This is a genomic window from Solwaraspora sp. WMMD792, assembly GCF_029626105.1.
Taxonomy (GTDB): Bacteria; Actinomycetota; Actinomycetes; order Mycobacteriales; family Micromonosporaceae; genus Micromonospora_E.
Window position 1 is genome coordinate 1 of sequence record NZ_JARUBH010000005.1, and the last position, 20,413, is coordinate 20,413.

At 73.7% G+C, this 20,413-nt stretch carries 35 protein-coding genes and 1 pseudogene; 7 read left to right on the forward strand and 29 right to left on the reverse strand.

Going from position 1 to position 20,413, the window contains the following annotated elements:
- The 18 genes from O7629_RS00695 to O7629_RS00780 form a co-directional block, all read right to left on the reverse strand.
- The coding region (locus O7629_RS00695; protein ID WP_278167009.1) for a hypothetical protein at positions 1–263 on the reverse strand (263 nt) is incomplete at its 3' end.
- A gap of 70 nt (positions 264–333) precedes the next feature.
- Positions 334–636: a hypothetical protein gene (locus O7629_RS00700; protein ID WP_278166992.1), complete on the reverse strand. Its 303-nt coding sequence runs from the start codon at positions 634–636 to the stop codon at positions 334–336.
- Complete coding sequence (locus O7629_RS00705; protein ID WP_278166990.1) at positions 633–1,439, reverse strand: hypothetical protein; 807 nt, start codon at positions 1,437–1,439, stop codon at positions 633–635. Before O7629_RS00705 ends, O7629_RS00700 begins: the two co-directional genes overlap by 4 nt.
- A complete protein-coding gene (locus O7629_RS00710; protein WP_278166989.1) occupies positions 1,432–2,589 on the reverse strand; it encodes a hypothetical protein in 1,158 nt (385 codons plus the stop codon). The genes O7629_RS00705 and O7629_RS00710 overlap by 8 nt, the downstream gene beginning before the upstream one ends.
- A 118-nt stretch (positions 2,590–2,707) precedes the next feature.
- Positions 2,708–3,028, reverse strand: coding sequence for a hypothetical protein (locus tag O7629_RS00715; RefSeq protein ID WP_278166988.1), 321 nt, complete (start codon positions 3,026–3,028; stop codon positions 2,708–2,710).
- Positions 3,029–3,337: a hypothetical protein gene (locus tag O7629_RS00720; protein WP_278166987.1), complete on the reverse strand. Its 309-nt coding sequence runs from the start codon at positions 3,335–3,337 to the stop codon at positions 3,029–3,031. It abuts the gene before it with no gap.
- Positions 3,330–3,557, reverse strand: a complete 228-nt coding sequence (locus O7629_RS00725; protein ID WP_278166986.1) for a hypothetical protein — start codon at positions 3,555–3,557, stop codon at positions 3,330–3,332. Before O7629_RS00725 ends, O7629_RS00720 begins: the two co-directional genes overlap by 8 nt.
- Positions 3,550–3,945, reverse strand: a complete 396-nt coding sequence (locus O7629_RS00730; protein ID WP_278166985.1) for a hypothetical protein — start codon at positions 3,943–3,945, stop codon at positions 3,550–3,552. The genes O7629_RS00725 and O7629_RS00730 overlap by 8 nt, the downstream gene beginning before the upstream one ends.
- Positions 3,935–4,168: a hypothetical protein gene (locus O7629_RS00735; protein WP_278166984.1), complete on the reverse strand. Its 234-nt coding sequence runs from the start codon at positions 4,166–4,168 to the stop codon at positions 3,935–3,937. Before O7629_RS00735 ends, O7629_RS00730 begins: the two co-directional genes overlap by 11 nt.
- Positions 4,165–4,431, reverse strand: a complete 267-nt coding sequence (locus tag O7629_RS00740; protein WP_278166983.1) for a DUF6011 domain-containing protein — start codon at positions 4,429–4,431, stop codon at positions 4,165–4,167. Before O7629_RS00740 ends, O7629_RS00735 begins: the two co-directional genes overlap by 4 nt.
- Positions 4,428–4,919, reverse strand: a complete 492-nt coding sequence (locus O7629_RS00745; RefSeq protein WP_278166982.1) for a hypothetical protein — start codon at positions 4,917–4,919, stop codon at positions 4,428–4,430. Before O7629_RS00745 ends, O7629_RS00740 begins: the two co-directional genes overlap by 4 nt.
- Complete coding sequence (locus tag O7629_RS00750) at positions 4,916–5,833, reverse strand: hypothetical protein (RefSeq protein ID WP_278166981.1); 918 nt, start codon at positions 5,831–5,833, stop codon at positions 4,916–4,918. Before O7629_RS00750 ends, O7629_RS00745 begins: the two co-directional genes overlap by 4 nt.
- Entirely contained in the window at positions 5,830–6,144 is a 315-nt protein-coding gene (locus O7629_RS00755) for a hypothetical protein (protein WP_278166980.1), read from the reverse strand. The genes O7629_RS00750 and O7629_RS00755 overlap by 4 nt, the downstream gene beginning before the upstream one ends.
- Positions 6,141–6,560 carry a hypothetical protein gene (locus O7629_RS00760; protein WP_278166979.1) on the reverse strand — a complete coding sequence of 140 codons (420 nt, stop codon included), beginning with the start codon at positions 6,558–6,560 and terminating at the stop codon, positions 6,141–6,143. Before O7629_RS00760 ends, O7629_RS00755 begins: the two co-directional genes overlap by 4 nt.
- Entirely contained in the window at positions 6,557–6,997 is a 441-nt protein-coding gene (locus O7629_RS00765) for a hypothetical protein (RefSeq protein ID WP_278166978.1), read from the reverse strand. Before O7629_RS00765 ends, O7629_RS00760 begins: the two co-directional genes overlap by 4 nt.
- Complete coding sequence (locus O7629_RS00770) at positions 6,994–7,245, reverse strand: hypothetical protein (protein ID WP_278166977.1); 252 nt, start codon at positions 7,243–7,245, stop codon at positions 6,994–6,996. The genes O7629_RS00765 and O7629_RS00770 overlap by 4 nt, the downstream gene beginning before the upstream one ends.
- Positions 7,242–7,937: a hypothetical protein gene (locus O7629_RS00775; protein ID WP_278166976.1), complete on the reverse strand. Its 696-nt coding sequence runs from the start codon at positions 7,935–7,937 to the stop codon at positions 7,242–7,244. Before O7629_RS00775 ends, O7629_RS00770 begins: the two co-directional genes overlap by 4 nt.
- Positions 7,934–9,442, reverse strand: a complete 1,509-nt coding sequence (locus O7629_RS00780) for a hypothetical protein (protein WP_278166975.1) — start codon at positions 9,440–9,442, stop codon at positions 7,934–7,936. Before O7629_RS00780 ends, O7629_RS00775 begins: the two co-directional genes overlap by 4 nt.
- Positions 9,443–9,525: 83 nt before the next feature.
- Between O7629_RS00780 and O7629_RS00785 the strand changes: the two genes are divergently transcribed.
- Positions 9,526–9,780, forward strand: coding sequence for a hypothetical protein (locus tag O7629_RS00785; protein ID WP_278166994.1), 255 nt, complete (start codon positions 9,526–9,528; stop codon positions 9,778–9,780).
- A gap of 194 nt (positions 9,781–9,974) precedes the next feature.
- Here the strand turns inward: O7629_RS00785 and O7629_RS00790 are convergent, their stop codons facing one another.
- Entirely contained in the window at positions 9,975–10,166 is a 192-nt protein-coding gene (locus tag O7629_RS00790; protein WP_278167011.1) for a hypothetical protein, read from the reverse strand.
- Complete coding sequence (locus O7629_RS00795; RefSeq protein ID WP_278167013.1) at positions 10,163–10,411, reverse strand: helix-turn-helix transcriptional regulator; 249 nt, start codon at positions 10,409–10,411, stop codon at positions 10,163–10,165. Before O7629_RS00795 ends, O7629_RS00790 begins: the two co-directional genes overlap by 4 nt.
- Positions 10,412–10,554: 143 nt before the next feature.
- Here O7629_RS00795 and O7629_RS00800 point away from each other — a divergent pair, with 143 nt between their 5' ends.
- Positions 10,555–10,983: a helix-turn-helix domain-containing protein gene (locus tag O7629_RS00800; RefSeq protein WP_278167015.1), complete on the forward strand. Its 429-nt coding sequence runs from the start codon at positions 10,555–10,557 to the stop codon at positions 10,981–10,983.
- Here O7629_RS00800 and O7629_RS00805 read toward each other — a convergent pair.
- The 3 genes from O7629_RS00805 to O7629_RS00815 form a co-directional block, all read right to left on the reverse strand.
- On the reverse strand, positions 10,953–12,395 hold the full coding sequence (locus O7629_RS00805) for a recombinase family protein (RefSeq protein WP_278167016.1): 1,443 nt from the start codon (positions 12,393–12,395) through the stop codon (positions 10,953–10,955). The two genes, O7629_RS00800 and O7629_RS00805, sit on opposite strands and share 31 nt — an antisense overlap.
- Before the next feature lie 489 nt (positions 12,396–12,884).
- Positions 12,885–13,223, reverse strand: a complete 339-nt coding sequence (locus O7629_RS00810) for a hypothetical protein (RefSeq protein ID WP_278166971.1) — start codon at positions 13,221–13,223, stop codon at positions 12,885–12,887.
- A 5-nt stretch (positions 13,224–13,228) separates the two neighbouring features.
- Positions 13,229–13,993, reverse strand: a complete 765-nt coding sequence (locus O7629_RS00815) for a GntR family transcriptional regulator (protein WP_278166970.1) — start codon at positions 13,991–13,993, stop codon at positions 13,229–13,231.
- Positions 13,994–14,230: 237 nt separating this feature from the next.
- Between O7629_RS00815 and O7629_RS00820 the strand changes: the two genes are divergently transcribed.
- The 5 genes from O7629_RS00820 to O7629_RS00840 all read left to right on the forward strand — a co-directional run bounded on the left by O7629_RS00820 (position 14,231) and on the right by O7629_RS00840 (position 15,871).
- On the forward strand, positions 14,231–14,404 hold the full coding sequence (locus O7629_RS00820) for a hypothetical protein (protein WP_278166968.1): 174 nt from the start codon (positions 14,231–14,233) through the stop codon (positions 14,402–14,404).
- Positions 14,401–14,682 (forward strand): hypothetical protein, encoded by a 282-nt coding sequence (locus tag O7629_RS00825; RefSeq protein ID WP_278166967.1) that lies wholly within the window; start codon positions 14,401–14,403, stop codon positions 14,680–14,682. The genes O7629_RS00820 and O7629_RS00825 overlap by 4 nt, the downstream gene beginning before the upstream one ends.
- The gene (locus O7629_RS00830) at positions 14,679–14,870 is read left to right on the forward strand and encodes a hypothetical protein (protein WP_278166965.1); all 192 of its coding nucleotides are present in this window, start codon (positions 14,679–14,681) and stop codon (positions 14,868–14,870) included. Before O7629_RS00825 ends, O7629_RS00830 begins: the two co-directional genes overlap by 4 nt.
- A gap of 190 nt (positions 14,871–15,060) precedes the next feature.
- Complete coding sequence (locus tag O7629_RS00835; protein WP_278166964.1) at positions 15,061–15,270, forward strand: hypothetical protein; 210 nt, start codon at positions 15,061–15,063, stop codon at positions 15,268–15,270.
- A 175-nt stretch (positions 15,271–15,445) separates the two neighbouring features.
- Positions 15,446–15,871 (forward strand): hypothetical protein, encoded by a 426-nt coding sequence (locus O7629_RS00840; RefSeq protein WP_278166963.1) that lies wholly within the window; start codon positions 15,446–15,448, stop codon positions 15,869–15,871.
- Between the two features lie 58 nt (positions 15,872–15,929).
- Here the strand turns inward: O7629_RS00840 and O7629_RS00845 are convergent, their stop codons facing one another.
- The 6 genes and pseudogenes from O7629_RS00845 to O7629_RS00870 form a co-directional block, all read right to left on the reverse strand.
- Positions 15,930–16,196 (reverse strand): hypothetical protein, encoded by a 267-nt coding sequence (locus O7629_RS00845; RefSeq protein WP_278127510.1) that lies wholly within the window; start codon positions 16,194–16,196, stop codon positions 15,930–15,932.
- 2 nt (positions 16,197–16,198) lie between these two features.
- Positions 16,199–16,498, reverse strand: a complete 300-nt coding sequence (locus O7629_RS00850; protein WP_278127511.1) for a hypothetical protein — start codon at positions 16,496–16,498, stop codon at positions 16,199–16,201.
- 25 nt (positions 16,499–16,523) lie between these two features.
- Positions 16,524–17,018, reverse strand: a complete 495-nt coding sequence (locus tag O7629_RS00855; protein WP_278127512.1) for a hypothetical protein — start codon at positions 17,016–17,018, stop codon at positions 16,524–16,526.
- Complete coding sequence (locus O7629_RS00860; RefSeq protein ID WP_278166962.1) at positions 17,018–17,878, reverse strand: peptidoglycan recognition family protein; 861 nt, start codon at positions 17,876–17,878, stop codon at positions 17,018–17,020. The genes O7629_RS00855 and O7629_RS00860 overlap by 1 nt, the downstream gene beginning before the upstream one ends.
- A gap of 117 nt (positions 17,879–17,995) precedes the next feature.
- Positions 17,996–18,484 carry a hypothetical protein gene (locus O7629_RS00865; RefSeq protein ID WP_278127514.1) on the reverse strand — a complete coding sequence of 163 codons (489 nt, stop codon included), beginning with the start codon at positions 18,482–18,484 and terminating at the stop codon, positions 17,996–17,998.
- Positions 18,481–20,413: pseudogene (locus tag O7629_RS00870) on the reverse strand (hypothetical protein); the annotation flags it as partial. The gene O7629_RS00865 and the pseudogene O7629_RS00870, both read right to left, overlap by 4 nt.

The following is a 20,413-nucleotide window of genomic DNA, read 5'->3' on the forward strand; positions in this document are numbered from 1 at the left end:
CGCGCCGCGTTGCTCGCTGCCGCGCCCTGCTGCCCGGTCCGATGCGCGTGACACCGCGAGCACACCCCGCGAAGGTTGTGGTCGCCGTGATCCTCCGGGTCGCCGATGTGGTCGACCTCGGTGGACTGTGCGCCCCTGCAATGCGTGCGCAACGTGCACGTGCGGTCGCGGCGCAGGATCCGCGGGACGATCCGGGTCCGCCACCCCCGGGGCAACGGGGCGGTACGCCACTGGCTGGGGGTCTTGCGGGGGCGGGGATCCATCACGCCGCACTTCCCGATCGTGGGCAGACTCCTGGCGCTGCACCAATGATGAGATTGGAACGCGATCTTGTCAAAGTGCCCTCCGTCGCCCTGGCCGGCCCGCGCGTCCGGTATGTGCCTCGACGTTCAACAACTGCTCAGCCTGATAGCCGTACACCCGGCCACGGCGTGCCGGCGGGTCGACGTGAGGGAACGCGGCCGCGTCGGGCGGGCAGGCCGGGCAGTCCGCCGGATCGGCACCGGCGACATGCCCGGCAGCACGGGACCTGCGCACCCAATCACCCAGGCAGTGGCGGGCCACCTGCAGCTGCAGCACGGCGTACGAGGTGGTCCACCACTGCCGGCCCTGCCCGTCGACGACCACCCCGCTCACCGTACGGTCCGCCGATCCGACCAGCCGCCATGCCCGGCCGCCGCCGAACCGGTCACCGGCCGCCCTTGCCGGGCGACCCGGTCCGCGATCGCCACCGCCTGCGCCAGCGTTGGCAGCTCCGCCCGAGTCCAGACGTGGGCGAGGCCCTGACGGCGGTCCCGCCGCAGACACCCGCACCCGGCACCCGCGCACCGGCAGGCCCGTCGGACACACGAGATGGTCCACAGCGACTTGTCCGCGCCCGGGTGGGCCAGCTGCAGCGACGGCGACCCGCAGGCCGGGCAGCGCCACGCCACCGGCCGCACCGGCTCTGCCACCACCCCGGCCGCCTGCCGGGCGGACGCGACGGCGGTCGCCAGCTCGTCGACGAGCCAGCTGAGTCGTCGGCGGTCGCGTAGCTCGTCGACGACCGCCGGCCGGCCCGGCCCGGCCTCGTCGAGCCAGGACAGCACCTGGTCGACGTCGGGCCCGCCGACCCAGCTGGCGTGCTGCCAGGCGGCCACCCGGTGCGCGATGTCCAGCACCCGCCGGCGTACGGAGGCCTGCGCGTCGACCACCGTGACCGAGGCGGCCGCCGGCGACGGGGGCAGAGCCGACAGGCCACGGGAGATGTTCCACTGCCGGTACGCGCGATCCGCCCGGCCCTGCGCCTCCAGCCGCTCCGCCTGGGCGTCATCGACCGGCCGGCCCGGCCGGCGCTCCCGGCCCGGCTCGACCAGCAGGGCCAGCCACGAGTAGGCCTCCCGCAGCGCCTCGATCTGCCCGCGCACCGCGTCCGGCGTCGGGTCGGTCTGGTTAGCCACCGGTGGGTTCCTCTCCGGGCGGACGGGTGGGCACCGACCCGGCGGGCCAGCGGTAGTCCGGTGGGCCGGGGTCGGGGATCGCTGGGTGGTCGGCTGGTGGTGGTGCGGTTGGTCTGGCAGGTCCGCGGCTGCGTCGGTGGTAGATGTCCGGGTACTCCTGGGACCTCACTGGCTGGCCGGTCCAGGCTGCGGCGGGCGGGGGTGGCGGTGCTGATGAGCGCGGTGGCCCGCCCCGACCCAGCCCGGACCCTTCCGGGCGCTGTTCCCTCATCGGGCCGTCGCTGGTCGGTGCTGGTGTTGGGTGCAGTGGTGGCGTGTGATCGTCGTTCGCATCACTGTCGGGACCGGTGATCGGTTCGTCATCGCGATCACTGGTCGGTTTTTGTTCGTGTTCGTGGTTCGTCGTTGATTGGTCGCTGATCGGTCGGTGATCCGCCGGGGCGGCCGGGATGGCGCTGGCCGGCGGCGGGTCGAGCACGACGGGGCCGCGCGCGTGCCACGCGGCGGCCTCCTCCGGGGTGGGCGGGGGCAGCAGCACCATGTCCGCCTCGTCGGGCGTCCTGTGCCCCTTGGACTCGTTGCACCGGCCACACGCCACGACGAGGTTGCGTCCCTCGGGGCCGGCCGGCGCGTCTGGGTCGACGTGGTCGTACTGCAGACGCTTGCGTGCGTCCTTCGCGCGGCCGCTCTTGGGGTTAAGTGGCCCGCTGTGGCAGAAGCGGCAGCAGCCGCCGTCGCGGCCGTACACCAGTGCCTTCAGCCTGCTGTCGCGCAAATCAGCCTTCTGCGCGCGGTTGCGGTTGTACTCCTTGCGCGACGGGTTCCGCTTTGAGAACGCATGGACGCGGTAGGCGTAGCCGTCGATCCACACGCCGTCGCCGAGGCACTCGCACTCATCACCACGCCGGTGGAGCAAGGGCGGCCGGTCCAGCACCGCCGTCGCCAGCAGCGCCAGGACCTTGGGCCGGCCCCGGCACTGAGTCAACGCGGCCTGCTCGGTGAGGTAGCCGTCCGCGAGCACGCCGGCGGTCGTGCTCTTGCATCGGACGTACGCGGACTGCAGCCGGTCCGCCATGTCGACGTTCCCTGCGCTGAGCACATCCCACACCGGCCAGTTCGGGAAGGCGTCGTCTTCGAGCCAGTAGGGCATTACCGCCCCCCGTAGATGATCATCAACGTCTATGGATTCCTGTGGATGCGATGCGGCCCGGCCCGCCGTTTCGGCAGGCCGGGCCACGGAGAACAGCAGCTGGGCAAGGGCGATGGACTCAGTCGGGCGGCGGGTCGTCGGCAGACGCCTCGGCCAGTTGCCGCCGCCAGCCCTCGGCCACGGCGAGCAGCAGGAACGGCCCGCCAAGTTGCCCGCCGCACCTGTCGAGGATCTGCTGGCATAGCCGGATAAGGGCGGTCCGCTGCTCAGTCAGGCGGGCGACCTGCGCGCGCAGCGCCTCCACCTCGTTGGCGGCGGCCGCCGTGCCGGGCATCACCGGCACCGGCACGCCGACCCGGCGGAGCGCCTGAACGGCGTCGCAGGCGAGGCGGCCGAGCTCGGCCCGGACCGCCGCCTCCACATCCTGCTGACTCGTCACTCAGCCCACTCCCGTCTCGATGTCGTCCAGTCGCACCGGCTGCGCGCCGGCGCAGGCCTCGCACAGCGAGCCCGGCTCGCCGACGTGCGGCCGGTAGCAGCCCGCGCAGGACACCAGTTCGTCCAGCACCGGCGGCCGGGCCGGCCGAGGCCCGGCGGTCGCCTGCGGTGGGTCCGGGACCGGTTCGCCGGCGAGCGCCCGCCGCACCAGCGCGGCACCACGGTGGGCACGCTCGGCGGCCTCGGCCGGTGTCCGGGCCCGCCGGGCGGCCAAGTCCTGCTGCACACGCCGGAGGTCGCGGTTACGCACCGCCGCCTCCGGTCAGGTGGTAGCGGCCGTGCCAGGAGTACCGGCCCTTGCTGATGAGCTGCGGATCGACCGGTGCTGGCTTGCCAGCCTTGGTGGTCGGCACGACGAGGAGGCCGATCAGCCCTAGGTGGTCGCGGACCCTGATGAGGTGGTCCCACGTGCTGTGCACCCAGACCTCAGTCCCCAGCTCCTGTCGCGCGGGCTTGGTCGGGTCACCCATCGGTCACCTGCGTCAGCAGGATCTGCGCGACCCGGGCAGCGCGGTCACACGCCGTCGCCCAGCGCCACGCGTGGCCGGTGACGGTGTGCTCGTCGCCGGACGGAGTGATCACCGTGGCGTGCCACCGCCAGCGCCGGCCGAGCCAACCCGCGCGCTCGACGCCCGTCGACGCCACGGCGGCCGCCGGCGACGCTGGCGCCGGTTCGGCGACGGCCGGCCGGGCCACCGGCTTGACGGGGGCGGGCCGGACCGGTGCCGGCGTCCGGAGGGCGGGCCGCCGGGCCTGGCCGAGTGACCTGCGGACGTCGTCCGGGTAGACGGCCTGACCCGGCCGGGCAGCCATCGCGGCCCGGTACGCCGTCTCGAACTCGTCATCCTCAATCGGCATCTCGTTCTCCCAAGATCGCGGCGTCCCGAGCCGCCGCAGCGGCGGCGAGGACCGGGGACACCGGGGTGGTTGGCAGGGTGATCGGGTGGTGCGCGTCGCCCGGCTCGCCGAGCAGCCCGCACACGACACAGACCCGGCGGCCACGGTGGTCCGCCGGCAGATCTCGTGTGGCCTGGTGGAGGTGCGGCGGTACCCGCGACCGGGCCGGGGTGCGGCGGGTCACCGGGATGCCTCCTCGATGACGCCGGCCGGGTCGACGAGCGTTGGTCCGTCGTGGCCGGCGTCGCGGCCGCCACGCACCCGCACCGGGTCGGGGAGCACCGAGGCGGCCGCCGCCTGTTCCTGGCGGCGGGCCTCGGCCCGCCGGCGCCGCCAGCACAGCGATCCGACCCGACGCGCCCGCGCTTTGGGGTCGGTGAGCGGCGTCGCGCAGTCCAGGCACAGCACCGGAGGCAGGTCCGGCCGGGCCGGCGGGCGCGCGGTCACGCCAGTCCCTGGGCTCTGAGCCGCAGCATCCGGTCCGCCTCGGCCGTCAGCAGGGCGGCGGCACGCACGAGGTCGGCGACGCGGTCACCGTGCTCCGGATAGCCATCGACGTACGGCCAGTCGAGCCAGGTCGACTCCGGATCGGCCCACCAGCACGCCATCTGCCACAGCTGGCCGGACGTGCGCTGGTCATCGTGGACGGCGTCGTACCGCTTGCGTTCGATCTGCCGGAGCCGTTCCTCCGCGACGCGCAGCAGGGCCGGCGACTGGCAGGACCGGGGCGCGGCCTCCGGCACCATCCGGGCCCGCAGCACATCGCGGACCCGACCAGCGGCGGCGACCGCCCGCGACCAGCGGCTCTCACCCGCTGCTGCGGCGTCCGCCGACTCGATCGCGGCCGCCAGGTCGACCAGCAACTCCGGTGACTCGAGCGCCGTCCGGGTCTCCGGCGGCACCCGCCACAGCGCCGGCTGGGTCTGCCCGGTCACTGGCTGACTCCCCGAACCGGTGAGGCGGCCATCCGGCGCAGCGTGTCGACGATCCAGTCGACTTCCTCCACCGGGCCGCCCGGCGGCCGCGACTGGTCGACCACGCCGGCCGACCCGATGTGTCCGCACCACTGGCTGTACTGGTGGCTCATCGCCCGCAGACGCGGCAGGTAGATCAGCCGCGTCCCCGGCCGGGGTGGCTGGACTCCGGCGTCCCGCAGGTCCCAGTCCAGGGCGGAGACCTCCCACTCCGACCAGGCCACGACCCGCCGACCGGTCACCCAGGCCGCCACGCCCGGCGCGGCGGCCTCGACGAGCCGGCCGCCGGCCGGCAGGTCCCGCTTGCGTTTCGGCCGCCGGTCCGGGATCAACGTGATGTGCAGCCGGTCCACCGCCGGATCGGCGAGCGACACGACGACGAGTTCGGCGACGGCGGTCCGCTTCACCGTCTGCCCCGGCCCGGCGGGGGCCAGGTCGATCGACCGGGTCGCCACCACCATGGCGGTCGGGTCAGCGAGTGCCTCGGCGGCCCAGGCGGAGGCCTCGGACCGCTGCTGGGCGCGCCAGGCGCGGACTTGGTCGTAGCGGTCCTCGGCGTCGCAGGCCGGGCACCGGTGCGCGCCACGGCCGTTCGACGGCAGCGGCCCGCCGGCGTCCCACCCGCACACCTCGCAGTGCCGGGGGTAGACGCGGCTGGCCTCGGCCGCCGCCCGCTGCCGGGCGGTCAGCGGCCGCATCGCCACGGTGTCGGCGACCGTGAACAGGTGCGTGGTGTCCTTGCCGCGGCTGTAGCGGAGGATGCCGGCCGGGGCCTGGTCGGGTGCGGGCTTGCGGCGCATCCGGCGCAGCATCGTCACCGTGGCCAGGCCGTCCGGGATCTCCCGCACGCCGTACACCGGCAGGTTGGCCGTCATCGGCTCACCTCTGTCTGTGTCTGGGGTGATGGCCAGCAGTGCGGGCACCAGGCCGCGCGGTAGCGCTCGGCGACCACGGCGGCCGCGAGCACCTGGCCCTGCTCCCGCTCGGCGGAGCTGACGAACCGGCCGCACACCGTCCGGCGCTGCTTGTCGTCGGTCGTCGGCCGGATCTTGTGGGCGGTGACACCGGCACGGGCGACCGCGATCCACACCTGTGCGCGTGCGCCGGCCGCGCCGGCGAGCTCCGCCGGTGGGGCCGGGGCCCGGGTGGCCGCACGGCGCGGCCACCCGGGCGTACCGGCGGTCACCACGACCCGCCCCGGGCCGTCGACCTGGCCACGTGCTGCGCGAACCACGGATTGACGCCTGCTGTGGCTGGGTTCGCGGCGGCCCACTGGCCGGTGCCGTCGTCCGGCGGCTCCGCCCGGCGCCGGCCCGTGTCCACGACGGGCACCGGAGCCGAGCGGTACACCCCGCCAGCGGGCGCCGTACGTCCGGTCACGGGCTCCGGCCAGCGTTCGCCGTCGACCGGCTCCGGCCACGGCAGGGCTGAGGCGGGCAGGTCCTGCGTCAGCTCGACGCGCAGCGCCGACAACTCCCCGGTGTGCATGTCCCAGCCCTCGTGCCGGTCCTCGGCGGCGGCGGTGCTGAGGAGGCCCCGGCGCACGGCGGCCGCGAGCGCGGCGACCACCAGGCAGGCTGCCGCGACGATCAGCAGAATCATTGCTGCTGTCCTCTCTGCTCGGTCTGGTCGTGGGCGGTGGTGCTGGGGCGGGCGAGGTCCAGGGCGTCGCGGACGTCGCGGGTCAGGCCCGCCACGCGGGCGGCACGGGCCCAGGGGTCGCCCCGGCCCGCACCGGCCACGGTGACCGCGATCAGCGCCACCACCGCGCCGATCACCGCGCTGACCGGTACCGACACCGCCACGGTGATCGCGACGACCGCCCAGGTCGACAGGTCGTGATGGCGCGGCCGGACGGCGAGGGCGGCGGTCACGGACGCCCAGTGCTCGTTCAGGCGGCGGGTCCGCCGGCGGCGCACCACCACGGCGGCCCGGAGCGCGCCCGCGAACAGCAGCAGCGCGGCCGCCAGCCACAGCGGGTGGATCGGCGCCGTCCACCATCCGGACCCGGCCCAGAAATGCGAGGCGAACACCTTCATCGGCGCGCACCTCCCGCCGGCTGGTGCTCGTCGAGCAGCGCGGCCAGGCGGTCGTGCCACGCCCGGTCGGCAGCGGCCCGCCGCGCCTGCCGGGCCGCCACCCGGGCCGCCCGATCAGCCCGCCGGGCGGCGGCCGCACGGCGTGCCCGACCGGCCAGCACCCGCACCGCGTGCCCGCCAGCGACGATCAGCGCCATGATCAGCAGCCCGCCGGCCTCGGGCAGCGCGGCTGCGATCCCCGTGGTCACCGGCGATCACCGCCCAGGGCGGTCCGGATCGCGCCGAGCACCAGGCCGGCCGTGTCCGGGGTCTCCCACATGCCCCACAGGGCTTGGCGGAGGCAGGCCGGGAGCAGTCCGCGGCTGCCCAGGCTGCAGGCCAGGGACAGAAGGTGGTGCTGGGCGTCGGTGATGTCGTCGCCCAGGGCGTCATCCAGTGCGGCCAGGTGCAGGGCGTTCCATCCGACGACGCCGGGTGAGGTGATGCGTCGGGTCACGGCCGGGTGGTCGAGCAGGCCGGCGCCGGCCAGCAGTTCGACGGCGGCGGCCTCGCACGGGTCGGTTGCCTCGGCCAGCAGCGCGGCGGTGACGTCGGCCGGCTGGCCCGGTGCCGGGGTGGCCGGGGGGCGTGGCGGGTCCTGCGCCAGCGGTGCCGGGCCGGCGGCCCGGCCGGCGGCGTGCGCCCGCGCCAGGAGGCCGATCACGACCTGCACGGTCGCGGTCTCCCAGCTGGCCAGCCAGGCGAGCACCCGGTGGTCCAGGTCGCCCAGCTCGACGCCGGCGTCGACGGCGGCGGCGATCAGGGCTGCCCGGCGCGTGCCCTCGGCCGTGCCGTCACCGGGCCGGATGCGGCCGGTGGTGTGCAGTTCGGCCAGTTGCCGGGGCAGTGGCGCGGCCAACGCCTCGTCCTCGCTGTTGTACGGTCCGATCTTGGCGGTCACAGGTCACCCCCGGTCGGCTGTGCCGGCACCACCACGGCGGCGGTTCCCCGCGCAGGCGGGGCCGGCTGGTCGGCGGGGTCGGCGTCGTTGTAGACGTACATCTCGATCGACAGCGGCGCGGACGACCCGCCGAGGTCATCGGCCGGACCGCCGCCGGTCAGCAGCTCGGCGACCAGGCGCTCACCGACCGGGACCACGTCGGAGCCGAGCTCGGCGGCGAACGCCTGCAGACCGGCGAGGTTGGCGGCGCGGCCGGTCACCTGCAGCCGGTCGACCGGCAGGATCGACGGGTCCCGCTCGGCGGCCGCGACCAGGGCGCGCAGCCCGTCCAGCATCAGCTGACGGCGGGTCCGCACACGCAGCGCCTCGGCAGCGGCGGCCACCGTCTCCTCGTCGACCAGCGGCACCAGGTCGTCGGCGTGGTGCTCGGCGTACTCCGGGCCGGCCAGGAGCACCCCGACCAGTCCGGCGGCGCCAACCTCGACGGCGCGGACCTCGACACCGGGCACGTCGTCCCGGCCGGTCGCCACCCACATCCCCGGCCGCAGCTCGGTGGCACGCACCGACGGAATCGCGTCGTCTGGGGCCCGGCCGGCGTCGACGGCGGTGACGTTCGCAGCTGCGAGCACCGCCAGGCGCGGCCACGCGCCGGCCGGCACGTCGGCCAGGTCAACTCCCTCGGCGGAGATCTCGCCGCACCGCACCCGCTCCGGAGCGCCGACCAGCCCGGTGTCCAGCCCGCCGGTCCGGGCCTGTTCCGTCACCACGTCCTCGTGCCCGGCGCAAACCCAGATGGTGCCCGCGTACGTCCGTGGGCCGGTCCAGCGCAGCGGGTGTGGCTGCGTCGCCACACCGGCCACCGCCGGCCGGCCGCACCGCTGGACGACGTCGACGGCGACGTCAGCGGCCGGGGACACCGGCACGTCCTCCGGCGAGTCGGCGGTGGTGGCGCCGGCGATGTGCTCGTCCAGCAGCGCCAGCGCCGGAGCCATGCTGTCGAATCCGTCCACGGCCAGCCCGCAGAGGCACCTGGCGCCGCAGCCGGCCGGGCCGGACCAGCCGCCCGCCACCCCGTGCCCGCCGGCGTCACCGGCCGGGTCGGGGTCGGGGGTCGGGTCGACCGGTGCGGTCTCCGGACCGGGGCCGGTGCCCGCCGCCGCCCGCTGCAGCGCCTGGTGCTCCGGTCCGCCGTCGGGGGTGAGCACCGAGTCGGCGGCGACCCGCCAGATCTCGCCGCACACCGCCGCCGTCGGGATGATCGGCGCGAACACATCGACCACGAGGCCGGCGGCGCGCAGGCCGGCGGTGGCCTGGTCGACGTGCGCATCGCACGTCGAGACGGTGCCGGCGTACGCCCCGGTCCGGATCACACCCGGGCGGATCGGGGTCGGCTGGCCGGAGTCGTCGTTGGTGGTGGCCACCACGGTGTTGACGGCCGGCTGGCCGCAGATGTCGGACCTGGTCGGTACGGTGTCCGGTTGGTTTTCGGTACTCTCGTGTTCCACGTCGACCTCTCACGTCGATGGTTGGGATGGGTGGCCCTTGCCGATGTCGCGGCGAGGGCCGCTGCCGTTTGTGGATGGGGTGCGTGCGCCGGCCCTCCCCGGCACGGCGCACGCACCCGACGACGCCCGGACCGCCGTGGGGAAGACCGGCGGACCGGGGCGGTGGCGGCGAACAGCACCAGGGCGCCGGCGGCGGCCAGGGCGGCCGGGTCGACCAGCCCGCGCGTCAGCAGCTCGGCGCCGCCGACCGCGACCAGGCCGACCAGCGCGCCCAGCACGAGGGCCACGCCGAGCAGCAGGCGCAGCGCACGAAGTGCTCCCCGGCCGGCCGGTCGTAGCGACCGCTGGAGTCGGCCCGTGGGGACCACTCCAGGTCCCGGCCGGCCGGGGAAGACCGGGGTTACCCGGCCGGCGGCGGCGCCCTCCCAAGCAGCCGCCGCCGGCCGAGCTGGACCAGCCACCAGGAGGGCCGGTCCATCCACCAGGGCGGAACGTGAGACAGCGCCCCTGGTGGCCGTCTTGTGGATGGTGATCATGCCGCGCCCCTGCCCCGCCAGCCCGAGGCGGCCGGCGAACCGAGGACGCGGGTCGCGGGCCGAGCCAGCGGCCGGGACTCACCGAGGACGGGCGGCAGCAGCAGCCGGATCTGGGCGAGCTGATCGGCGGTCGGCTGCGGCGCACTGGCGACGGCGGCCGACACGAACTGGCGCAGGTCGACGGTCATGACCGGGCCGGCGGCATCAGGTCGCTGGCGGGCACGCCGAGGGCTTCCGCGAGCGCGACGAGGGTGCGCGGGCCGGCGTTGCGGGTGTTGTTCTCCAGCTCGGCCAGGTGGCTCGGCGAGATGCCGGCAGCCTTGGCAAGAGCAGGGCGGGACAGCCCGGACGCGACCCGGTGCCGCCGGAGGGCCTCCGGGCTGTGGTCGCGGGGCAGGCGACCCCGTGAGCGTGTCGGGTGCGTAGCTGTCATGCGTAGGACGCTACGCCGCTACGCAGCACTACGCAAGGCTACGCACGATAAACGCGCAGCGTGGCGTAGCGCCTATCTGACAGTGACCATTCATACACGAGCACGATTGCGTAAGATTGCGCAATCGTGCGTACGATGCCGGCATGACCAACCGGCTCACCGAGTTCGGCCATCACGTCGAACTGGCGCGCGGCCAAATGGGCCTATCCGGCCGCAAAGCCGCCGCACGGGCAGGCATCAGTGAAGGACGCTGGAGACAGATCGTCACCGGCCACGGCGGCAAAGACTTACCACCCGCCAAGACGGCGGCCGCCATGCTCGCCGCCGTCGACCTCGACCCCGCCACCGACCTACCCCGCTGGTACGGAGCCGACGACGTCAGCCGCGCGCTCCGGCTCCTCGCCGCCGACCACCCCGATACAGCAGCCGACACCAGCCTCCGCGACCGGGTCGCCCGCATCCGAGCCCTCGACATCGACCCGCAGACGCGAATGGAACTCCTCGACGCGCTACTCGACGCGCACGAACAGCTCCACGGCGATCAGGACGGCAAGCCGGCCTCACGCCAGTAGTCGCCCCACGTCCGACCATCTACGTCGCCGACCCACCTCGACGGACCCAGCCGCCACGGATCGAACCGACGCGCACCACCACGCCGCCCCGCAGCGAACCGCACATCCGCAACCGTCCGGATCACCACCCGCTGCGGCGGTATCCCCGCCGCAGCCCACCGGGCAGCCACATCCTCACCTGGTGCCAGCAGGTCACGCAGCTCCGGCGGCAGACCCGCCGCCAGGGTCCGAGACTCCGCCGCGCGGATCCGGTCAGTCAGGCCGGCCTCGATCACTGCCAAGCTCTCCGGCGACGTCCGGCCGGCGATCGCCGACCGCCGCCACCCGTCCAGCTCGCCCCGCAGCCGAGCGGCCTCCGCCTCCGCCTCGATCACCTCGGCATCACTGATCGCCGTCGCCGACCGTAGCCGCTCGTGCACGTCCGGCCGGGCCAACCAACCCAGCACCACCGCCTCCACGAACGCGTCCGTGGCGGGCTGGACGATGGTCGCCCCGCAGCCCTCGCACCGGTAGCGGCCGCGCGCAACGCACGGAGGACCCTCGCACTGGTCGCAGCGCATCAGGTAGGACAGCAGGTGCCGCCACCGGCCCGGCCGTGACGTGCGCCGGGTCGGGTCGGACAGGATCCGCTGTGCAGCCCACCACGACGTTTCACTCACGATCGGCGGCCAAGCCGCCGCTGTGGTGCTGCCGTGGTGCCGGCGGAGTCCGACGTACGCCGGGTTGCTCGCGATGTCCCGCACCCGCACCCGATGCCACCGGCCGCCGCCCGGGGCCGCGATCGCCGCAGCGTTGAGCCGATCGGCGATCGTGGAGATTGGGGTGCCGGCGGCGACCTGGTCGACGATGTCGGCGACGATCGGGGCGGTGTCCGGGTCTGCGACCTGCCCGGCGAGCCTGCCCGTGTCGGGGTCGTAGACGCGCCGGTATCCGTACTGCGTTCGGCCCGGAGTCGGCCGGCCGGCGGCGGCCGCGCCGGCTTGGCCACGGCGTGCCCGCAGCGATGTCTTGTCCGACTCGTAGGCGGAGTCGATGCCGTCCTCGGCGAGGGTGCGCCAGTCGCGGGGGTTTTCGAGCCGGTAGGTCCGCTCGTGGGTGACGACATGGATGCGTACCCCGGACTCACGGCACGAGCTGAGGAACGCGAACCACGTCTCCGGCGTACGGTCGCCGCGTGAGCTCTCCCAGAGAATGAGGACGTCGATCCGCCGAGCGGCGATGTCGTCGAGGACCTTCGGCCATCCGTCGCGGGCCTTCCGAGCGAACCGGCTGGCACTCGCGCCGTCGGAGTATTCAGCGACGATGGTCCAGCCTTCGTCGGCGGCCGCCGTCCGGATCTCTTCGGTCTGCTCGGTGATGCTCTTGTGCTTCGCGGCAGACTGGCGGGCGTAGCTACCTGCGCGGGTGGGCATCTGGTTAGATTACCGGGTGCGTAACGTTCTAGTCGTTGATCAGTCGTCAACCATGACTGAGGGGCACCTAACTGGATGATCATCCGGTCGGACAGACGTATGACCCTCGCGTCCTGCTGGCTGGGATCCCGGCCGATCACCCGAGGTCAATGCCGTAGCGATCCACTTACGGTGAGATCTTCAAACGGGGACTCCACTGCCGGAGGCGCATCACCGATGATGCTCGAACGACTGTCCACACCGATTATCGCCGCCGCCGCGCTCGCGGCTGGCGTCGCGGCACACGCCGCGATCTCCCGCACCCGCAGCCGCGCCGTGGCACGCGCGTACGCGGATGGGTTCATGGACCGGCACCGCCTTGACCGGCACCGCCTTGGCCGGCCCGTCGTCCGATCTGGAGACTGAGCCGGGGCGGGGGGCGGGGGTGGGGCTGAACCCCTCATCGAGGACCCCCCCCCCGGCTCAATGTCAACTTTAGATCACTAGCAGTTACGTTGGGCCGGTGTGTGCAGGAGCTGCACCACAGTGCCGGGCGAGCGCCGCTGCGGCGGCCCGACCAGTGGAGAACGGGCCGAGCCGGTCTGACTCGTCCAGCCGTGCGGCTGTCCACCCGCCGAGCAGCCGCCCCGGCTCCGACCACAGGTACCCGAGCAGCACGCCGTCGCACGCCGCCACCCACCTGGTGGCCCGTTGGTCGACGGGCGCGTACCGCAGCCCTGGATGGGACATCACGGTGTCCAGCGCGGCAGCCGCCAGCATCTCAGCCTCGGCCTCGTCGACCGCCGTAGCGGCCGCGGTCAGCTTTTCCAACGCCTGGACCCGGTCCATGATGGTCACCTCTCGCCCCGTATCGGCAGATCGTCGTACACGTACGTCACCCGGCGGGCATCCGACACCACCTGCAACGCCTCCAGCGGCCGGCCGGTGACGTCTCGCGTCGTGCGCCACAGCTCAAGCACCCAGCCCACCGCCGCCAAGCCCAGGTCCGATTGCTCGGCCAACGCAGCAGGCCGCGCCGACAGCTCCTCGCTCGCGGTCGCCGGCCGCATGCCGGCAGCGGCCAACGCGGCGTACACGCCGCCGACCACCTTGCCCTGCCCGGCGAGCGCCGTGCCCGCCACCAGGTCACGCGGCATCCACGACTCATGCAGCTGGACGACACGGCCGTCCATCAAGTGGCGACGGCGGCGCAGCACCATTGAGGCGCCGGCAGGCAGAGCCAGCCGCGCGGCTACGCCGGGTGGTGCAGGTATGGCCTCCTCGACCGATACGACTTCCACCGACCCGTCGATGCCCTGGTCGGCGCAGGCGGTCTCCCACGGGCCGAGGTTCGCCCGAGTGCGGGCGGGGTCGGCGACGGCTGCGTACCGCGCCAGCGCCAGCCGCACCGGTGGCGCCGCGACTCGCGTTCCTGCGGCCCGGGCCGACTCGAGTACGCCGGCGGCGCGCAGTTCGGCCAGTGCCCGACGCACCGTCTCCCGTGACACGCCGTACCGCTCTGCCAGGGCGTGCTCGGTCGGGATCTGGGCGCCGGGCGCGTACTCGCCCGCCGCGATCGCCTCGCGGAGGTCCGCTGCGATCTCCCGATAGCCCGCCATGTGGCCCAGTTTAGGCGTACGCAAAGCCTTGACGTCGCGTCGTTACTGCGGTCACACTCAGTCCAACGCTTTGCGTACGCAAAGATGGGCGGGCCGCTCAGCCGCCCAGCCGGCCCGGTCCTGATCGGCATCCAGCGCGCGGATCCGCGGGGCCGGGCCACCCCGGATCGGCGGCGGTCCGGCCGGGTTCCCCCGTGCTCGCCGGGCCGCCGCCCCGCTGACTCGAGGAGCGCGAAGATGATCGGGAAGTGGTTCCTCCGCGACGCAGGCGTGGTCGACGTCGTCCGTCCGGTGCCCGGCCGCCGCCGGTGGGTCGACCAGCCCGCCCGGCCGACCGACACCCGGCCTGCGACCCGCACCGACCGTGCCGACCAGCGCGGCGGCAACGGCGGCCGCACCATCCTGCCGTGACCGGCACGTCCAGACCGGCCGCCCCGGCCGTCGAGCCGGCACACACCCCGCACCGGCCGACGTGGGACTGCGTCGTGTGCCCGGACGGTACGCCCTGGCCGTGTTCGCCGGCCCGCGTCCAGCTGGCGGAGGCGTACGCCAGCGAACCGCTCGCGCTGTCGGTCGACATCGGCGAGATGCTGACCGTCGCGGCTCGCGAGGCGGGTATCACCGACCCTGCCGAGCTGCACGAGCGGTTCGTGGCGTGGACCTGGATCGACGGGAGTCCAACGCGGTGACCGCGATGGACGACGGGCCGATCACCGATCAGGACATCGACGACGCGGCGGCCGGCGCCGTGCACGCACACGCCGCCGGCCACCGCTGTCACACCGACTGCCCCGGCACCGAGGACTGCCCGCAGCTGGTGTGGGCCCGTACCCGCCGGGCCATCGCCAAGTACCGCCTGGTGCGGCGATCCATATGACCGGGCCGATGGACGACGCCACGGCGGCGCGAATACTGGCCATCCACCACGGCCCGCCACCACCGGTCTGGCCACGATGCCCGGAGTGCGAGCCCGAGGGGTGCCCCGACCTGATCCGCGCGGTGCAGTGGCGCGCGGACCGACGGGATGAGCTGGACGATGCCGGCGTGGCCGACCATCCGCTGCTGTCGTGGCGGTGGCCACGCCGGACCACCCTGCTCTCAAGGCCATGGCGGTGCACCGTGCCGTCACGGCCGTGATCGTCGTCCGGGTCTACGGTCGGAGCGGGCAGCTGCTCTGCCTGGACGTGACCGCCGCCGCGCCGGGGGTGTGGCTGCGCGCCCAGACCGGTGAGCCGTGGTGGCCGGCGCGCTGGCGTGTCGTGGTGGAGTGGGCCTAGCCACGAGCATGCGGCGGTGCACCCGAGTCTCATCCCCGTAACGGTGGGTGTCGCCTGCCCGACGGTCCGATGGCGTGCTGCGGCCGCCGCTGGCACCGTGATCGCGCCCGCCCGTACCCCGACGGCCCCGCCCCGGCCGGCGACGGCGGGGCCCCACGAGAACCGAGGAGACGACGTGCGTAACAGAATGTTGGTGGCCGCGATCGTGGCGGCCGCCGTCACCGCTCTGGGCTGCGGTGCCGGCTCTGACGAGGACGCGGCCACGCCGGCCCCGACGTCGGCACCGGCGGACGACAGCCTTGCCTCCGCCGCTGCGGCCGCCGGGATCCCGCCTACCCCATCGCCTGAAGATTGGGCTGCCTACATCAGCGCGCTGAAGGACATCAACCCGGACATCGTCGGAGACAAGGACGAGAAGACGATCATCGACCGTGGCCGGAGCCAGTGCCAGTCAATCGGCAACGGCGAGGCAGACGAGGCAAAGCTCGTCCAGCTCACGAACTTGCGATTTTCGGCGCCGGGGTATCCGGACGGGTTCGGGGAGGAGACCGCCACCCAGATCCTGGCTGTGGTGCGGCAGTACATCTGTCCAGACTTCTGAGACATGGCGGAGCGGCCCCGCACCGGACTCGGTGCGGGGCCGCTGCTGTGTACGGAGGTCAGCGTCCAGGCGGGACCTCGTGTCGGGGTGCGGACGCCAGCCACGGCGCGTACCGCCGCATCCAGGCGTCGACGCCGGGGATGGCCATGACTCGGGTGATGGCGCCGGTGACCGCGACGACGCCGGCGACGGCCGGCACGGTGTCGATTCCGGCCTCGGTCGCGGCGAGCGGGATCAGCGGCAGCGCGGCGATCGCCGCGGCGACGGCCGTCCGGAGGGTGGCCCGCCACGGGTGGCGGGACTGGGTGGTGACAGGACTGGCCATGGTCATCGCTCCTCGTCGGTCGCGTCGACGGCCGCGCGGACAAGGCAGTCCTTCGCCTCGACCGCCCGGCGAATCGCGGTGGTCAGCTCCGGACCGTCCGGGAGGTCCGCGACGAGGTCGAGCACCGCGCTGCCGATGCGGGCAGATACGGCGGCCAGCGGTGGCGGCAGGTGCGACCAGGCAAGGTGCCGGGCGATCTGGACGGTCGACCGGTGTCGGCCGGTCAGCGCGGCCTCGATGCCGGCGCGGGTGCCGGCCGCCGCCTGCAGCGGATCGGCTGGATCGGTCGGGGTCTGTGGCACGAGGGTCTCCTATCTTTCACCGGCTCTATGCCGGCGATGGGCGGGCAAGGTGCAACTGTGCGGTCAGGTCCTCGACCTGGCCGCGCAGCTGCAGGATCGTGGCGTCGCGGGCGGCCAGGACCTCACGAAGCCGGTCCCGGTCGCCTTGGGTCCGGCGTAGCTCGTCGGCCAGGCCCGCCTCAGCGGTCGCCAGTTGCGCCAGCCGTGACTCCAGGTCGGTCACCCGCTGGCGAAGCCTCTCCTCTTCAGCACTGGTGAGCCGCAACGCCTCACGCAGGTCGGTGATCTGGCTCCGGGCCCGGTCCAGCGCGTCTCGCAGGTCACTTGTCAGCTGCTGGTAGACGTCCTGGCTGATCCGGGTCGTCTCGGCCTGCAGGTGCTTCGCCTGGGCGGCGGCGTGCTGGGCCTGGGCCTGGCGGAGCCGGCGGCCGACCATTGCGCCGGCGGCCGGCCCGCCGACCGCGGCGCCGAGCACCGCCGCGCCGGCGCCGACCAGCGCGGTGAGTAGGCCTGGGTCCATCAGTTGGTGGCGAGCAGCGCCCGGCCGAGCGCGGCGGCGCGCTCCTCGCCGAGGACCGCGACCAGGGCGGTCGCCGCTTCCTCCGGTGGCCGGGCGGCGAGCCCGGTCAGCACCCCGGCGATGATGGCGTCCTCGTCGACCCAGTCCCGGCCGAGCGCCTCCCGCACCTCCACCCGCAGGGTTGCGACGTCACGAACCGCTCTCGCGGCATCAGCGGCGGCACCACGGGCCGCCGTGTGCAGCGCCGGCCCATCCTTGGGGTAAATCCAGCCGTTGACCGCGATAGCGATCCTGCGGAGGTCTTCCTCACTGATCACGTCATCTCCTTCGACGATTTGCTTCGCCCTGGCCACGATCGCCGGCTTCTGGGCAACGATCGCCGGCCCCGGGCATTGGCTGTGTCCCCAGTCGTATCCGTTCTCGGCGCCCATGCTGTGGTGGCCGAGACCGCGGCCGTCAGGGGACGACGCGATCTGCAGCCGCACACCGTGCTCGGTGTGGGCACGGGCCAACAGCTGGGCGTTCGACTCCAGTTGCGGCGGGGTCAGCGGGTCCGGCAGGAAGCCTTCGTTCTCGATGCTGAGCCAGGTGCGGTTGCCGGCCCGCTGGGTCCATGCCCGGATGTCGGTGTCGACCATCTGTGCGATCCGGCCGTCCTTGGCCACGATGAAGTGCGACGACACCCGCGACGCCGGGTTGCGCTGCCAGGTGATGGTGCCGTCGAAGTATCCGGCGGCGATGTGCACCACGACGCCGTGATGCGCGTCCAGGCGGTCCGCCGGCTCGTCGGGTTTGCCGGTGCCGTTGCCGCTGTTCACGGTAGGGCCACGCCAGGTGGCGAGGTCTGTCCATCTGGCCAATTCAGGACACCTCCGGGAAGTCGTCGTCCCAGCCTGCTGCGTAGGCGAGCAGCCCGCCGACCAGGCCGACCAGCGCGGCGGCGGCGAGCACGATGAGCAGAGCCATGTCATTCCTCTCTACAGTGGCCGGCGGTAGTGGACATACAGCGCCGATGCCGCCTGGTTGGTGCCGGATTGCACGTCGAGCGGGGTGGCCGTGGCCTGCCGGACACGGACCTCCACGTAGTCGCCGGTCTCCATGCGCAGCAGCGGCGCGTGCGCCACCGACAGTGCCGTGTCCGACGTCGCCGGCCAGATGACTTCCCGCGAGCCGAGGACCGACACGCCGTTGAGCCACAGCCAGGCCAGGCGTCGGTCGGCGACGTACGGCTCCCACATGATGTGGCCGGAGACCTCGTACCAGCCGTCGACCTGGCACGTGTATCGGGTCGGCTCGCCGGAGTCCCAGCCGCCGTGCGTGTCCAGCTCCGCCACGTCCCATTCGACGCTCGTATCAGTGGACGCCAGGATCTCCTGCGCGGACGACATCCGCAGGACGGCGGCCGGCGGGTCGACCAGGGTCGCCAGGTCGTCGCCGGTGACGATCTGGCCGTCGGCGATGGTCATCGGGCGAGCCTCCACGGCGCTACGGGCCGGACCGGTGATCCGGCCAGGATGGTCTTGACCACGCCGTTGACCGGGGTGGCCGCGATGGTGAACGTCTGCCGGCCCGGCTCGAACAGTTCGGCGTCGTCGATGTAGGTCAGCACCCCCGACGTCGGGGTGCCGGTCAACCGGACCCGACCGGAGACCCGCGCCGCCGACGCCGGCGGGGACGAGGTCGCGGTGAGCTGGGTCCACGTGTCGGCGATGACGCCGGCCGTCACCGTGGTGGTGCCCAGCAGACCGCCGCCGTCGTCATACCACAGGATCTGCATGTCGATGACACGCGTCGACGCGCACCGCACCCACGCCGACCAGGTCCACGCGTACGCGCCGTCCAGGGCGTGCACCGGGATGACATCGGTGGCGGCGATCGCCTCGGCGCTGACCCCGTCGGGAGTCAGCAGCAGCGACGCCGACCCGGTGTGCGCCTGCGCGGTCGACCGGCCGACGGTGCCGCCGGTGCCGGACCAGCCCGACGCGTCAACCTCGAACGTTCCGTTGGGGTTGACGGGACCGGCCTGGGCGCAGCTGGTGGCGGTCAACCGCACCCCGGACACCAGCACCTCCATCGGGTAGTCCGGCGGCCGGACGGTCCACAGCGATCGGTTCCCGGCGGCTCTCGCCACCGGCAGCGCCGTGTCGACCCCGGCGTCGACGTCGGCGGTGGTCACCGATCCGCGGGTGCCCGTGCGGGTCGTTGACGCCAGCACACCGACCCGGTACAGCGCGGCGGGGCTCGTCGACCACGTGATCCGCAGCGACGACAGGTCGAACTCCTCCGCGTAGCCCTCGACGATCTGCTCGACCGGGTCCGGCGGCAGCCCGAACGCGTCCAGGCCCTGCAGCTGGACCAGGTCACCGACGTCGACGGCGGCGGCCGCGTCGCGGGCGGTGTCGTCCCACGCCAGCGACGTCAGATCCACCGGGATCTGCGGGAACCGGGTCTCGTCGATCGTGCCGGCCGACAGCATCCACCACGCCGCCGACTCCAGCTCGGCCGCGTCGGCGACGTTGCGGTCCAGCTCGACCGGCATCCGGCCGACCCCGTCCGGATCGTCCGTCGGATCCTGCACGTTCAGCGCACCTGTCTCCTGGACGATGCGTGTCTCGGCGCCGGCCGTGCTCCGCAGGGTGACGTCGTTGACGATCAGCTTGTCGTCGTCGACCGGCGTCAACGGGGACGCCAGCCGACCGGACCCGTGCGCCAGCACCAACGGCGTCTGGTTGTACAGGGTGGACCGCAGCCGCATCACCAGCGCCCGGGTGCCGCGCGCCTCGGTGAGGATCGCGTCGTCCGCGTCCGCGCACTCCTGCAGCAACTCCAGCACCGACAACCGCCGCTGCGGACCCATCGGCGCCGACGACGCGGCGTCACCGATCAGCGAGGAGCCGGGCACCGACTCCTCGGCGCAGAGCCGCTCGAACCGGTCCCCGGCGGTCTCGCCGGCGTGGCCGGTGGCAGCTGACACGGTGTCCGAGGTGCCCGGGACCGGTGACCAGATCGCGACGTGCCCCAGCGACGGCATCAGGTCGTCGCCGTTCTCCCGCTCACGCGGGTTGAGCACCCACTCCGTGACCTGCCCTACCGTGCCGGCAAGCGTGTCGCTGAAGCTGGCGACGGTCGCGGCCAGCAGGCCGTCCACCCAGACTCGGATCCGGATGTTGCCGCCGTCCTGGTCACCGTCGACCCGGTAGTGGTGCGGCAGCCCGTCGGCGATCGTGAACGCGGCCCAGCCCGACCCGAAGCTGGTCAACGCCCGACCATAGAAGACGGTGAGACCCTCAGGAGCGACGTTGGCCTCGTAGCGCATCGTCTCCTCGGACGGATGATCCGTGAACGCGTCGGTCGTCTCCCACCAGATCGGCGTCCGGGAGTCGGCCTGGTCCCGG